This window comes from Tardiphaga sp. (assembly GCF_025356345.1).
GTDB lineage: Bacteria > Pseudomonadota > Alphaproteobacteria > Rhizobiales > Xanthobacteraceae > Tardiphaga.
In genome coordinates, this window is sequence record NZ_JANXTC010000088.1 from 1 (window position 1) to 13,355 (window position 13,355).

Below are 13,355 nucleotides of genomic sequence, written 5' to 3' on the forward strand. Positions count from 1 at the left end.
GCATCTACAAGGCCGTCAAACATCCGATGTTGACCGCGGTCAAGCGGTGGGCGCTGGCGCACCTTCTCGCCAATGGCGATCTCGGCTCGATCATCCTGTTCGGCTCGTTCCTGGCCTGGGCGGTGATCGACCGCATCTCGCTGAAGCGCCGCACCGACCCCGGCAGCCCGCCGATCGCGGTCGGCGGTGTCGGCAATGACGCCATCGCGGTGGCGGTCGGCATCGTCGCCTATCTCGCGCTGGGCTTTGCGTTTCATCCGGTGGTGATCGGCGTCGCCGTCTTCGGAGCTTGAACATGTCCGTACAGTCAGCGACCAGGCGCAAGACGGCGCCGGATATTTTCGCGCGCAAGAACGGCGAACCGATCGTGATGCTGACCTCGTATCACGCGCATACCGCGGCGCTGGTCGATCGCTATTGCGACGTCATCCTGGTCGGCGACTCGCTCGGCAATGTGATGCACGGCTTCGAGACCACGATCCCCGTGACCCTGGAGATGATGATCCTGCAGGGCCGCGCGGTGATGCGCGGCTCGCAGCTCGCACTGGTCGTGGTCGACATGCCGTTCGGCTCCTATGAGGCCTCGAAGGAGCAGGCGTTTCATTCCGCCGCGCGGATTCTCAAGGAAACGCATTGCGGCGCGGTGAAGCTGGAAGGCGGCGCGCGGATGGCCGAGACCATCGCCTTTCTCACCGAGCGGGGCATTCCGGTGATGGGCCACATCGGTCTCACGCCGCAGTCGATCAACACGCTGGGCTCGTTCCGCTCGCAGGGCCGCGCCGAGGCCGAGGCGCTGGCTCACGGCGAAAATGCGGGTGGCCCGATTCAGAACGATGCCATCGCCGTGGCACAGGCCGGCGCGTTCGCGGTGGTAATCGAGGCGGTCGCCGAGCCGCTGGCGCGAAAAATCACCGAGACCATTGCGATCCCGACCATCGGCATCGGCGCTTCCGTCGCTTGCGATGGTCAGGTGCTGGTGCTGGAAGACATGCTTGGCCTGTCAGCCCGGGTGCCGAAATTCGTCAAGCGCTACGGCAATCTCGGCCCGATGATCGAAGCCGCCATCGAAGGCTACGCCACCGATGTTCGCTCCCGCGCCTTTCCGGGGCCGGAACATGTCTACGGCGTGAAGCCGAAGGGCTGATCGACGCTAACGCAGCCGTGAAGGAATTTGCCGGCTTCCGCAGTGTACACTGTCGCCAGACGTCAGGAGCGATCCATGAAATTTCAGTTGGGAGCGGCGATCATCGCCGCCATCGTCGTCGGGAACTGCGCGGCCGAGGCTGCATCGGGAAAGAAGTACCGCAAGCCGGTGCCCCCCATCGTGCGGCCGGGGCCGGTCGCCAGCCCGTTCGATCAGAGTCGCGGCAATGCCGCTCTGGGCGGCAACAATGGCAATTCGGCTTCCGGCTCCAACAGCGCCAATGAAAATGCCAATGGGCGCTCGGGCGGCGGCTTCGGCGGCTAGGCCCATCCTTGGCTCCGGGGCCTGGTGAGCCGGTCGCGTTAACGCCTTGATCGCGCTGGCTTTGCCTTGTGGCTGCCATAACGCTAGGGTATCGCCGCCGCCATGCCGGGGCCACAGGTCCGGCGCCGCTCGGGGTCGAGCGCGGCCAAGTTTTGACGGGATGCCCTTAAGTGTCTGAACTCTTTAACGAAGTTGATGAAGACCTGCGTCGCGAGCGGCTCAAGAACCTTTGGGACCGCTATTCGCTGCTGATCATGGCCGTCGCGATTCTGATCGTGGTCGGTGTTGGCGGCTGGCGCGCCTACAGCTATCTCGAGGGCAAGAAATCCGCCGAGGCCGGCGCGGCGTTTGATCGCGCAGCCGACCTGTCCGAACAGGGCAAGCATGCCGAAGCCGAAGCGGCTTTCAGCAAGCTCGCCGCCGAGGCGCCAGCCGGCTACCGCACTCTGGCGCGGCTGCGCGCCGCGGCCGCCGCCGCCGCGCGCGATCCCGTCGCCGCCGTGAAGATGTATGACGAGATCGCCGCCGACCGCGGCGTCGCCATCACCGAACAGGATCTGGCCAGGATTCGGGCCGGCGCGCTGCTGATGGAAACCACGGCCTATGATGCGCTGCTGCCGCGACTCGAGTCGGCGACCACCATCACCGGCACCTACCGCCATTCCGCCCGCGAATTGCTGGCGCTGTCGGCCTGGCGTGCCAATAACCCGGTGGCCACGCGACAGTGGCTGGACATGATCGCCAATGACGGCGAAACCCCGGCCAGCCTGCGGACCCGCGCCGAGGCGCTGCAGGCCCTGTTGCCGCCTGTCGCCAAAAGCTGACCCCGACAAAGTTGAGTGAGAAGCCGTCCATGCGCCCGATGCACCGCCTCGTCTCCGCTGCTGTCCTGATCGCGCTGTGCAGCGCATTGTCCGGCTGCGGCAGCATGTCCAGCTTCGACCCTGCCGATCTGCTGGACTTCCTCGACACCAAGAAGAAGCTGCCCGGCGACCGCAAGCCGGTGTTCCCGGAAGGCGTCCCGGGCCTGCAGCAGGGCGTGCCCAAGGAACTCTACCGCGGCGGCAATTCCGAGCAGCCGCCGGCGCAGCCGCCGATCGCCGCCGCTCCGGCCGCGGCGCCCGAGCCGACAGCCAGCAAGTCAAAGTCGAAGGGACGGGTCAATGTCGGCACGGTGCGCAACGCGCCGGCCGCCGAGGCGCCCGCAGCCGCCGACGAAGCTGCCATTGGCGAAGAGGGGGCTGCCGTCGCCGTGCCGGCCGAGCCGAAAGGTCGCAAGATTAACCGGCGCCGCACCACGGCACCGCCGGCCGATTCTTCGGCAGCGCCCGCCGAGCCGGCGCAGTCCGGCACCCCGGGCAGCCCGGCCTTCCCGGCTCCGGTGCAATCCGGCACCTTCTCGCGCTGAGTTAGCCGTTTTCGGCTGATCGCATTGACATGCGTCCGTTAAAGGGCGCACGGAACAGCATGTCTTTCACCATTGCCATTATCGGCCGACCCAATGTCGGCAAATCCACGCTGTTCAACCGTCTGGTCGGGCAGAAGCTCGCGCTTGTCGATGATACGCCCGGCGTCACCCGCGATCGCCGCGAGGGCGAGGGCAAGCTCGGCGACCTCGAATTCACGCTGATCGATACCGCCGGCCTCGACGAGGGTCCGAAGGGTTCGCTGACGGCGCGGATGCAGGAACAGACCGAGACCGCGATCGGGCTCGCCGACGCGCTGATGTTCGTGATCGACGCCCGTGCCGGCCTGACCCCGAACGACCGCGCCTTTGCCGATTTCGCCCGCCGCGCCAACAAGCCGGTGGTGCTGGTCGCCAACAAGTCCGAGGGCAAACATGGTGAAGTCGGCGCCATGGAATCCTACGCGCTCGGATTGGGCGAGCCGATCCAGATCTCCGCCGAGCACGGCGAGGGCCTCAGCGACCTGTATGATTCGCTGCGCGACCTGATGCCGGAGCCACCCGCCGACGTCGATGATTTCGACGATGACGACATCATCGAGTCCGAGGAAGACATCGCCAAGCGACCGATCCGGGTTGCCATCGTCGGCCGGCCCAATGCCGGCAAGTCGACCACCATCAATTATCTGCTGGGTGAGGAGCGGCTGCTGACCTCGCCGGAAGCCGGCACGACACGGGACTCGATCTCGGTCGAACTCAATTTCAAGGGCCGCGAATTCCGCATCTTCGACACCGCCGGGCTGCGCCGCCGCTCGCGGATCGAGGAGAAGCTGGAAAAACTGTCGGTCGCCGACGCGCTGCGGGCGATCCGTTTCGCCGAAGTCGTGGTGCTGATGATGGATTCGCAGACCAAGTTCGAGGAGCAGGACCTGCGGATCGCCAATCTGATCGAGCGCGAAGGCCGCGCCTTGGTGGTGGCGGTCAACAAATGGGACCTGATGGGCCAGAAGGCCAGTCTGGTCGCGGATTTACGCACCGACGTGGACCAGATGCTGCCGCAGGTGAAGGGCGTGCCGATCGTGGCGATCTCCGGCCTGATGGGCGAGGGGGTCGAGAAGCTGATGAAGGCGATCGAGGATTCCTACGCCATCTGGAACCGGCGCGTGCCGACGGCGTCGCTGAACCGCTGGTTCGAGCAGGCGGTCGACGCCAACCCGCCGCCGGCGGTGTCGGGTCGCCGCCTCAAGCTGAATTATGCGACCCAGGCGAAGGCGCGGCCGCCAAGCTTCATCGTGTTCTGCTCGCGCGCCGACGCGGTGCCGGAATCCTATCTGCGCTACCTCGTCAACAGTATCCGTGTGTTCTTCGACATGCCGGGCACCCCGATCCGCATCAATCTGCGCGAAAAGGCCAATCCCTTCGCGCACAAGCGCAAGCGCCCGACGCGGTAGCGGTAGTTCAGGTCCCGGACGCGGCGCGGCGCGCTTGCGCTGCTCCGCGAGTCGGGACCTCATTAAACTCCTTAGCTCTTTCGCGGTCCCGGCCCCGCAGCGCACGACGCCGGCAAGGGGCGTCGCACTGCGCTGCGTCCGGGACAAGTGGAGATCCGGTTACGCCTCCACCTCGCGTTTGCCGCTGAACCATTGCGCCACCCAGGACGTGGACGGCTGCAGCGGCGGCGAGTGGTCCGATACGAACGGGTCCGTGTAGCACCGGGCACCGGCCAGCCGCGCCGTGTTGGCGATGGTCTTGGTCATCGCCGGCGCGCCGGCGGTGTAGACGATGTCGGTATCCCGCAATTCCGGCATGTAATCTGTCGGTCGACCGCAGCGGATCACGTCGGATACCGTCTGCCGCTCGGAGACGACCGGGATGATGGTGACGTTGGGAAACGCCGCCAGTCGGCCCAGCGCACGATGCATGTACATCGCGCGCATCGAGCGCGACGAAATGATGAATACAAGTTCGCGGGTCGGCCGTTCGCGGATCGCCGCCACGGCGACCGACCACATCGGGGCGAAGCCGGTACCACTCGAAATCAGCACCATGCGGCCTGGGTGATCGGGCCGGAAATAGGCGGTACCAAGCGGGCCGGTGATGTTGACGCGATGCCCGACGGTAATCTGTTTGCCGAGCGCCGATGACACCATCCCGCCCTTGACGGTGCGGATGTGGAAATTCAGCAACCGGTCCTTGGCGCCGCCTTCGAGCGGAAAGGTCGGACTGTAGCAGCGGGCCGGGAAGCCGCGGAACTGCACCTTGCAATACTGGCCCGGCAGGAATTCGAACGGCTTGGGCACTTCCAACTGCGCGCCGAAGACGTCGGCGGCGAGCTTTCCGAGATTTCGGAGCTTCGCCGTGGTCGACACGATGGGCGGGACTTCCTCGGTGGCGATCTCGAGATCGGAAATCACGCGGGCCTGGCAGGCGTGGATGACATCCTCGTTGCTGTCCTGGCCGCCATAGACCTGGCCCTTCACCACATTGACCCGGCAGGCGCCGCAGATGCCGGCGCGGCAATCATGCGGGATATCGACGCCGTTCATCAGCGCGGAATCCAGCAGCAGGTCCCCGCAATTGGCAAAGAAGGACTGGTCGTTGAAGGTTACTTTGCAGATCTTCGCCATGTTACTCAAGCTCCAGACGGATGGGTCGGACGTGTCTCGTATGTTCGATACGGCTATGGTCGAAGGCGGCGACGCGCATCGAGACACCACTCTTGATCGGCACGTCATATTGGCTGCCGGTATCGAGGCGTCGCGTTACTTCCAGAGACCAGTAGCCAGAGGCCCAGCGCGCCGCGCAGCGGATGTCAGCGCGATCGCCGCTGTAGTTTCCGGCGACCACGACGCCGGGAAGCACGGTACCCCTGGCAATGCGGCGATCGCGCTCGGGATCGTACGGCACCGAATCTTCCTCGGTCATGTACCAGCGCGCCCGCTCGCTCTCGCCCCGATTGGGGTCGGCATCGATCTGTCCCAGCGCGAAGGTCGTCGCGGCAACGTCCTTCGGTAGCCGCCGCGGCGTCAGCGTCATATCGTCGTCGTCGGCGGCGTGGCCCAGCGGCAGGAAGTTGTCGGCATAATTGGTGCTGCCGGGATCGGGCGCGAAGCCGCCGCGGTACGCCGGCGTGGCGTTGCTGACCTGTTGCGGCGCCTCGAGCGGCGGGCCGAAATGCATGTCATCCATCCAGCCAACTGGGCCGCTGCTGGTCGCCTTCCACAGCCACACGTCGGCATAGCCGCCACCGGTGTAATGCAGGCCGCGGCCTGTCGTGGTTGCCGGCGCTCCGGCGAGCGGGCGCGGTCCGGCATGGAACGTGTTGTCGCCGGCCAGCACCCCGCTGGAGGGGGTAAACAACACGGATAATTTGTCTTCGGAGAGCTGTTGCCTGTCGGCGTTCGCTCCATCGGGATGAAGCAGTTGCCATCCCATATCGGTCTTGATCAGCGGCATCTGCTTCAGCGAGCGGGTCGGATCGCTCCAGGTAAACAGGAAATAGGCGTTCGATCCGTCGTGCACGGCGCGGATGTCGATCCGGGTTTCGCCGCCGCCGTCAAAATTCGCACCATGGGTGGTCACAACCGAAAACGGCTTGGCGGTTCTCCAGGCCTTGTCGGAGGTGTCGCCATCGATCAACGGGATATCAATACGGCGAATTCGATGAATGTGAAGCGTGTCGGTGGCTTCACTGTCCGCTGCGATCAGCAGGCCGCCGCTGGCCAGTGCCACGGCCGCGGCCACCACGAACGGGTTGGACTGTACGATGGAAGATCGTCGCGGCGGTGGACGATTGTGTATATCTAGGCGCGGCGAAGAAGCTGATGACGGTACCGAAGCGAAAGGATCGTATGGGCGCGAAGCATCCCGTGGCTCGGGCTCCGGCTCGGCGGGCTGCAGCCGCGTCTCGTTGGCGGCGGTCTGTTCCACCAGCAGCAGCATCAGTTCAACGGCGTCTAGCGGGGCAGGCGGCCGGGTCAGCGGCGCCGGCCGCATGATCCGGAGCAGCTGCGCGACACCGCCCGCGGCATAATGCGAGAGCACATGCAGTAGCAAAAATCCCGGCAGCACCCAGCTCGCGTACCAGTGCAGCAGCAACGCATCGGTGCCGGCACTGTAGCTAAGATAGAGAGAGCCGCCGGTGACGATCAGCACCAGCATGCTGATAAAGAACACCCAGTACAGGATGACGTTGAAGGCCCCCCACCGCGCCGAACCGCCGCGCCGCAGGCTTTGCAACCGGGTGGCGTCCAGTTCGACGCGGCGCTTCAGCCCGGATTTCACAAGATAGATGATATAGGCCACCGTCACCGTGGCGAGGATGACACCGGCTTGCATATGCAGGGTCCAGGCGCTCTGTTGCGGCAGCAGGCCGTCAAGACGATTGATCCAGGCTCGCCCCGGCGTCTCGGTGGCGATCCGAAGGCCGGTCATGAAGGCGACCCCCAGAGCCGCCACCAGAATCCAGTGCAGGACCACCGTCCCATAGTCCGTCTTGCGTGTTCTCATTCGACCCCGTCGAGATATGATGTAGCGGCTGCCGCCGAAGCTATCGCGCCGTCCCCATGTGCGTCGCGCGATGGTCGATGCTTGTGTCCTGGATGCGGCGTGTTGCTTGATGTCGCGCCGCATCCGATCTCACGGCCGCGCCGGGCCGTGGCCCGAGACGGAATTTTAGGTCAGCCCCAGACGTGCTGGAAATGGTGGGCCATTTCGGCGAGATGCCCGTGACCCATATCGACGCCGGCGGCGAGGTCCGCACTGTGGGCAGCCGCGTCGGTCGTCGCCGGTGTGGCGGCGGCCGGTGCCGTCGCAGCGGCAGCGGGTGTAGCCGCGGCGGCCGGTGTAGCGGCCGCAACGGCCGTGGCCGCAGTGGCGGTCGACAGCACATCCGCGGCGGTCAGGCCATCCGCGTTGTAGGTCCCGCCGGTGGATGGCGTGTTGTTGCCGCCGACATCCGCCGCATTGGCATGCATTTCCTCGGCAGCGGCCGAAACCAGCGCCGCGTTACCGGTCTGCAATCCTTCCAGCATCTTGGTGACTTCCGCGCCGAGCGTACTGGTGTTGCCGAGCAGTTCATTGTCGAACCGCGCCTGGAAAATGCCGCCTTGCGCCGCGTCAAAATCCGTGACGGTTTTCTCGAAGCTTTGCAGGTCGGCGGTCACGGTCGCGATCGCGGCGGCATCATGCGCACCGACGGCCTGGATCGCATGCTGACCGATCGAATTCGACTGCGCGATGAAGTCCGCCCAGAACGTCGTTTGCGCTGCGTTGTCGACATAGGCCGGCGTCGGCGCGAGCGCGTCGCCGAACGGGGTGAAGCCGTGCACGCCGCCCTGCGACGCCATATTGGCCAGGTTGGTATCGCCCTGAACGATATCGATAATATCGAGCAGATTGTCATTGCTGGCGCGGCCGGCGTCGGGATTGATACCGGCCTGCGCCAGATAGGTTAGTTCCAGATCCAGCTGCCGCACCACGGTTTCGGCGTGGACGCCGGTGAGGCCGCCGAACAACGCCGGTTGGTTGGTCATCAGCGCCTGCATGTCGCTGACCATGGTGGTGAAATCATGGGTCAGCAGATCGACATTGCCGCTGTTGACGCCGCCGAGAATGTGGCTCGCCGCGTCGTTGAAGATGGCGCCGATGTCCGCGAGATTGGCATGCGGCGCGGTCGCCGCGGTGACGCCGTCGGCGAAGGCCGTCGGTGCCGCCAGAAATCCGGTCGCGCCATTCTGCGTGGCGAGCGTGGCGAGCGCTGGATCATTGTTGATAACCGTGAGGATATCGAGATGGCTGGTGCGCAACGCGGTTTCCGCCGCGGCAACACTGCCGAAATCACCGCCGCCATTGACCGAGGCGGTGGCGGCGGACAGCGCGGTGGTGATATCCGCCAGCACCGTCTGGACATGGGCCAGCGTGTCGCCGGTGAACTGCCCGGCCTTCACTTCGGCAAGCAGGCCGGTCTGCACATTGGTCAGGTCGGTGGTGTAGCGTCCGATACTGCCAAAACCCTGGCCGCCTTCCTCGACGGCATTCTGCCAAAGTCCCCCCTCCATCGCGCGTGTCGCGTCATTGAACGTCACGCCGAGGTCGGAGAACGCCGCTACGGGCGCAGCGGGTGTAGCAGGCGCCGCGGGAGCATCGGGCATGGTCGGCGCGGCGGGCGCGGCGTCGCCGCCATGGCCAGAATGTCCATTGTGATGTGCATGGTGAGAAGCAGCCATTACATTTTCTCCGCTTTGAGTGGCGCGACCGACGGCGCAACTCGGCATGCCGTCATCGACGTTCACAAAATCGTTGACGTTCGTGGCGTCATTCGGATCGCAACGAGGCAAATGTGTACTTAAGCAAGGCGATCATGAACCGGATGCGTCTGCCTCGATCACGACCGGTCGACATTTCCGCCGACCTGGTTTTCGAACCGCGACGGGAGTTGAAGAAAGTTACTTAAAGCAATGGACTGTCTGATCTTTCATGCGCGAGGACCTTGGCCTCGATCGGATCGTCGCCGGTGCGCGAACGATAGGCGCTGCCTCACATTGCTTTCAGAACGATCACATTGTTGCCGAGAAATGGTCGACATGAGACGCGAGGGTGCATGTCAATTAGAAATATTGCGTTCGTGGAGACGCCAGCCCGCATGAGTATAGTTCAGAGTCATGACGGCGCCGCGCCGCGCAGCCATCACACCGCCATTGAACCTGATCCGGTTTCGCAGGGGCTTCGTGCCAGTGTGTTGCGGATGGGCGGCATCGCAGTGTTCAGCGGCGTGATCAATCTTTTGATGCTGTCTGGTTCGCTTTATATGCTGCAGGTCTATGACCGGGTCATTCCTGGCCGCAACATCGCGACGCTGATCGGCCTGTCGCTGATGGTGCTGCTGGCCTATCTGATCCTCGGCTATTTCGATGCGCTCCGCGCGCGCATGCTCAGTCGCGTAGCGACGTTGTTCGATACCGGTCTGCAGGAATCGATTCATCTGGCGCTGGCCACGCTGCCGCTGCGCGGCGTCAAGCCGATGCAGATGCAACAGCCGCTGCGCGATCTCGACCAGATCCGCATGTTCATGTCGGGGATGGGGCCGACGGCCTTCCTCGACATGCCGTGGATTCCGATCTCGCTGATCGCGCTGTTCATGTTTCACCCGGCGATCGGCGCCACGGCGGTGATTGGAATGCTGTGTATCATCGCGATGACGTTGCTGTCGGAACGGCTGTCGCGCGGCGCGGCAAAATCCGCCATGGAGTGCAGTGCGCAGCGGCAGGTGCTGGCGGACGTCACGCGGCTGAACGCGGAAGTAATTCGCGCGCTCGGCATGACCGGGAGGCTGACCGAACGCTGGTCGCAGGCCAATGAGCGCTACCTCGGTCAGAACATCAGCGCCACCGACGTCCACGCCAATCTGGGCGCGGCGGCCAAGGTACTCCGCCATGTGCTGCAATCGGCGATGCTCGGCATCGGCGCCTATCTGGTGGTCGCGGACCGGGCCTCGGGCGGCATCATGATCGCGTCCTCGATCATGATGGGGCGGGCGCTGGCGCCGGTCGAAGTGGCGCTCGGCACCTGGAAGCAACTGGTCGCGGCGCGACAGGGACTCGCGCGGCTGCGCGACATTCTCAAGGCGACGGCGTGCCCGGCGCCGCCGCGGGTGGTGTTGCCACGTCCCAGCCGCGACCTGGTGGTGCAGGGCGTGACCGTCACCCCCCCGGGTGCCGCAAGGCCGATCGTGTCCGACATCAGCTTTGCGCTGAAGGCCGGGATGGGACTGGCGCTGCTCGGCGCCAGTGCGTCCGGCAAGACCACACTCTCGAAGGCGCTGGTCGGCATCTGGCCGGCGCAGAGCGGGGTCGTCCGCCTCGATGGCGCGGCAATCGATCAGTGGAATGCCGATGATCTCGGCAGCTATCTCGGCTATCTGCCACAGGATGTCGCGTTGTTTGACGGCACCGTGGCGGAAAACATCAGCCGCTTCGACGGCGCGATGTCATCCGATGCCATCCTGAAAGCGGCCAAGATCGCCGGTGTTCACGACATCATCCTGCGGCTGCCTGACGGCTATTCGACACGGATCGGCGAGGGCGGCATGTCGCTGTCGGCCGGCCAGCGGCAACGTGTCGGTCTGGCGCGCGCGGTGTATGGCGATCCTTTCCTGATCGTGCTCGACGAACCCAATGCCAATCTCGATGCCGAAGGCGAGACGGCGTTGAACCGCGCGATCCAGTACCTGCGCCAGAGCCAATGCATCGTGATCGTCATCTCGCACCGACCCAGCGCGCTGTCGGCGCTCAACATGGCGATGGTGCTCTATGAGGGGAGAGCGATTGCGTTCGGCCCGCGCGAGGAGATTTTTGCACGCGTACGAAACACCGGAAATCCGGCAGCGGGCGCAGCCGGCGTGAAGCCCCCGACGGTGCGCACCGTTGAGCCGATGGAAGGCGTGCCGGCATGAAGCGACTCGAATCAACCATCTCCCCGCGAATGCCCAATGCATATGCCGGCGAACAGCACGGCGGCGAGGCGGGCCCGCAGGGCGAGGCCTTGATCCTGGAATTGCAACGGCTGCGTCACGCCTTCGAGCTCGAATTCGAGGACGCGCCACAGCGGGCTCCGCCGCCACGCAAGGGGCGCACCGCCGCGGCTGTTCCGAAGCAGCCGCGGGCAAAGAAGGCCGCGCCGCGAAAGATGGCTCGCGCCATCGACGTCTGGCTGCGGCACTTTGGATTCGGCCCGGCGGCGTTGTCGAGTGATCAACCCGTCCGCGAGCGGTCGACCGTCGCGCCGGGGCCTCGTGCGCGCGCGCCGGCGGCGCCGGTTCAGGCGCGCCCGCCCAAGCGGGGGGACGCTGCGCCTCGGCGGTTCGAGTCCAAGCCTCATCAGCCCAAGCCTTTTGGGCAGGAGCCTTATGGGCAGGAGCCTTACGAGCAGAGGCCTTATGAGCCAACGCCGTTCGAGCCCAGACCGTTTGATATCACCCGCGCCATGCGATCGGCGGAGGATGACGCGCCGCCTCGGTCGCAGATCCGTGTATCGGCCGCCTCTGTACGGAGTGATCCGCCGTTAACCGAGTTTGCCGAGGCCGTCGCTATTCCACCCGTTGCAACACGACCGGCTTCGGCAATGGTCGGCGCCGCGTTGGCGAGTCCGATGCTGCCGGCGCGAGGTTCGCAGATCGGCAAGGCCGTGTCCTTTCTGTTCAAGCAACATCCGGCTGCGCTGGGAGCCGCGGGTCGGCAGGGAACGTCGGCGGCGGAGATCCGGCGATCGTTCGACGGTGAACTACGCAGCGGGTTGCGGGTGCTGCTGGTCGCCGGCACCGCGATCGGCGGCTGGGCGACGCTGATGCCCCTGGCTGGCGCCGTTGTGGTGCCGGGCAATCTCGTTGTCGAATCCAACGTCAAGACCGTCCAGCATCCGACCGGTGGCGTGGTCGCAGAGATTGCCGTGCGTGACGGCGCCCGGGTTCGCAGCGGCGACCTGCTGGTGCGGCTCGATCCGACGCAGGCCCGCGCCAGCCTTCAGGTCGTCGCCAAGCAGCTCGACGATTCGCGGGTGCGGATCGCGCGGCTGCTCGCCGAGCGCGGCTCGCTGCCGGCGCTGGTGCTGTCGCCGGCCCTGGAAAAGCGCTCGGCGGATGCGGATTTCCAGGTGCTGCTGGCCTCGGAGCAGGCACTGTTCAAGGCTCGCGCCAGCGCGCGCGAGAGCCAGAAGGAACTGCTGAACAGCCGGATCGTGCAGCTCGGCGAAGAGGTTTCCGGCATCGACGCGCAGCTGACCTCGAAAGTGGCGCAGCTCGACCTGATCGCGGGCGAACTCACCGGCGTGCAGGAATTGTTCGACAAGCGGCTGGTGCCGTTGACGCGGCTGACGACGTTGCAGCGCGAGCGCGCGCGTATCGAGGGCGAGCGTGGGCAATTGCTGTCGGCGGTGGCCGAGACCAAGGCCAAGATCGGCGAGGCGCAGTTGCAGATCGTGCGGGCCGATCAGGATTTCCGGACCGAAGTGATGAAGGATCTGGGGGAGGCGCAGAGCAAGGAGGCGGAGCTGTCGGAACGCGGCATTGCCGCGCGCGACACGCTGGACCGAATCGAGTTGCGCGCACCGACCCCGGGAGTGGTGCACCAGCTCGCCGTGCACACGGTCGGCGGGGTGATTCGTGCCGGCGACACCGTGCTGCAGATCGTGCCGGATTCCGAAAATCTGCTGGTGGAAGCCCGGCTGCAGCCCAACGATATCGATCAGGTGCGGACCGGCCAGAAGGCGTTCGTGCGGCTCTCCGCCTTCAACCAGCGGGTGACGCCGCAACTGATCGGCGAGGTGTCCTATGTGTCGGCCGATACCAGCCACGACCAGCAGACCAACGCGGCGTATTTTTCGGTGCGGGTGACGCTGCCGGAGCAAGAGCGGCGCAAGCTCGCCGGGTTGCAACTTGTCGCGGGCATGCCGGCCGAAGTGTTCATGCAGACCGGCAGCCGGTCGATG

At 65.4% G+C, this 13,355-nt stretch carries 11 protein-coding genes; 8 read left to right on the forward strand and 3 right to left on the reverse strand.

What is annotated here, in order from left to right; genetic code table 11:
• The 6 genes from Q0S16_RS04965 to der all read left to right on the forward strand — a co-directional run.
• Nucleotides 1-293, forward strand: a 293-nt coding sequence (locus Q0S16_RS04965) for an NnrU family protein (RefSeq protein WP_295845732.1), incomplete at its 5' end; no start/stop codon positions are given.
• Between the two features lie 2 nt (nucleotides 294-295).
• A complete protein-coding gene (gene panB / locus Q0S16_RS04970; protein WP_295845735.1) occupies nucleotides 296-1,144 on the forward strand; it encodes a 3-methyl-2-oxobutanoate hydroxymethyltransferase in 849 nt (282 codons plus the stop codon).
• 75 nt (nucleotides 1,145-1,219) lie between these two features.
• Nucleotides 1,220-1,468 carry a hypothetical protein gene (locus Q0S16_RS04975; protein ID WP_295845737.1) on the forward strand — a complete coding sequence of 83 codons (249 nt, stop codon included), beginning with the start codon at nucleotides 1,220-1,222 and terminating at the stop codon, nucleotides 1,466-1,468.
• A 170-nt stretch (nucleotides 1,469-1,638) separates the two neighbouring features.
• Nucleotides 1,639-2,292 (forward strand): tetratricopeptide repeat protein, encoded by a 654-nt coding sequence (locus tag Q0S16_RS04980; protein ID WP_295845739.1) that lies wholly within the window; start codon nucleotides 1,639-1,641, stop codon nucleotides 2,290-2,292.
• 29 nt (nucleotides 2,293-2,321) lie between these two features.
• On the forward strand, nucleotides 2,322-2,876 hold the full coding sequence (locus tag Q0S16_RS04985; protein ID WP_295845740.1) for a hypothetical protein: 555 nt from the start codon (nucleotides 2,322-2,324) through the stop codon (nucleotides 2,874-2,876).
• 59 nt (nucleotides 2,877-2,935) lie between these two features.
• On the forward strand, nucleotides 2,936-4,324 hold the full coding sequence (der, locus tag Q0S16_RS04990) for a ribosome biogenesis GTPase Der (protein WP_295845741.1): 1,389 nt from the start codon (nucleotides 2,936-2,938) through the stop codon (nucleotides 4,322-4,324).
• Nucleotides 4,325-4,483: 159 nt separating this feature from the next.
• Here the strand turns inward: der and Q0S16_RS04995 are convergent, their stop codons facing one another.
• The 3 genes from Q0S16_RS04995 to Q0S16_RS05005 all read right to left on the reverse strand — a co-directional run bounded on the left by Q0S16_RS04995 (nucleotide 4,484) and on the right by Q0S16_RS05005 (nucleotide 9,100).
• The gene (locus Q0S16_RS04995; protein WP_295845743.1) at nucleotides 4,484-5,500 is read right to left on the reverse strand and encodes a 2Fe-2S iron-sulfur cluster-binding protein; all 1,017 of its coding nucleotides are present in this window, start codon (nucleotides 5,498-5,500) and stop codon (nucleotides 4,484-4,486) included.
• Nucleotide 5,501: 1 nt separating this feature from the next.
• Nucleotides 5,502-7,382, reverse strand: a complete 1,881-nt coding sequence (locus Q0S16_RS05000; protein WP_295845745.1) for an ethylbenzene dehydrogenase-related protein — start codon at nucleotides 7,380-7,382, stop codon at nucleotides 5,502-5,504.
• 170 nt (nucleotides 7,383-7,552) lie between these two features.
• Nucleotides 7,553-9,100 (reverse strand): hypothetical protein, encoded by a 1,548-nt coding sequence (locus tag Q0S16_RS05005; RefSeq protein WP_295845746.1) that lies wholly within the window; start codon nucleotides 9,098-9,100, stop codon nucleotides 7,553-7,555.
• A 518-nt stretch (nucleotides 9,101-9,618) separates the two neighbouring features.
• Between Q0S16_RS05005 and Q0S16_RS05010 the strand changes: the two genes are divergently transcribed.
• Nucleotides 9,619-11,325 (forward strand): type I secretion system permease/ATPase, encoded by a 1,707-nt coding sequence (locus Q0S16_RS05010; RefSeq protein WP_295845749.1) that lies wholly within the window; start codon nucleotides 9,619-9,621, stop codon nucleotides 11,323-11,325.
• Between the two features lie 695 nt (nucleotides 11,326-12,020).
• Nucleotides 12,021-13,355: HlyD family type I secretion periplasmic adaptor subunit (locus Q0S16_RS05015; RefSeq protein ID WP_295845748.1), on the forward strand; the 1,335-nt coding region annotated here is incomplete at its 3' end.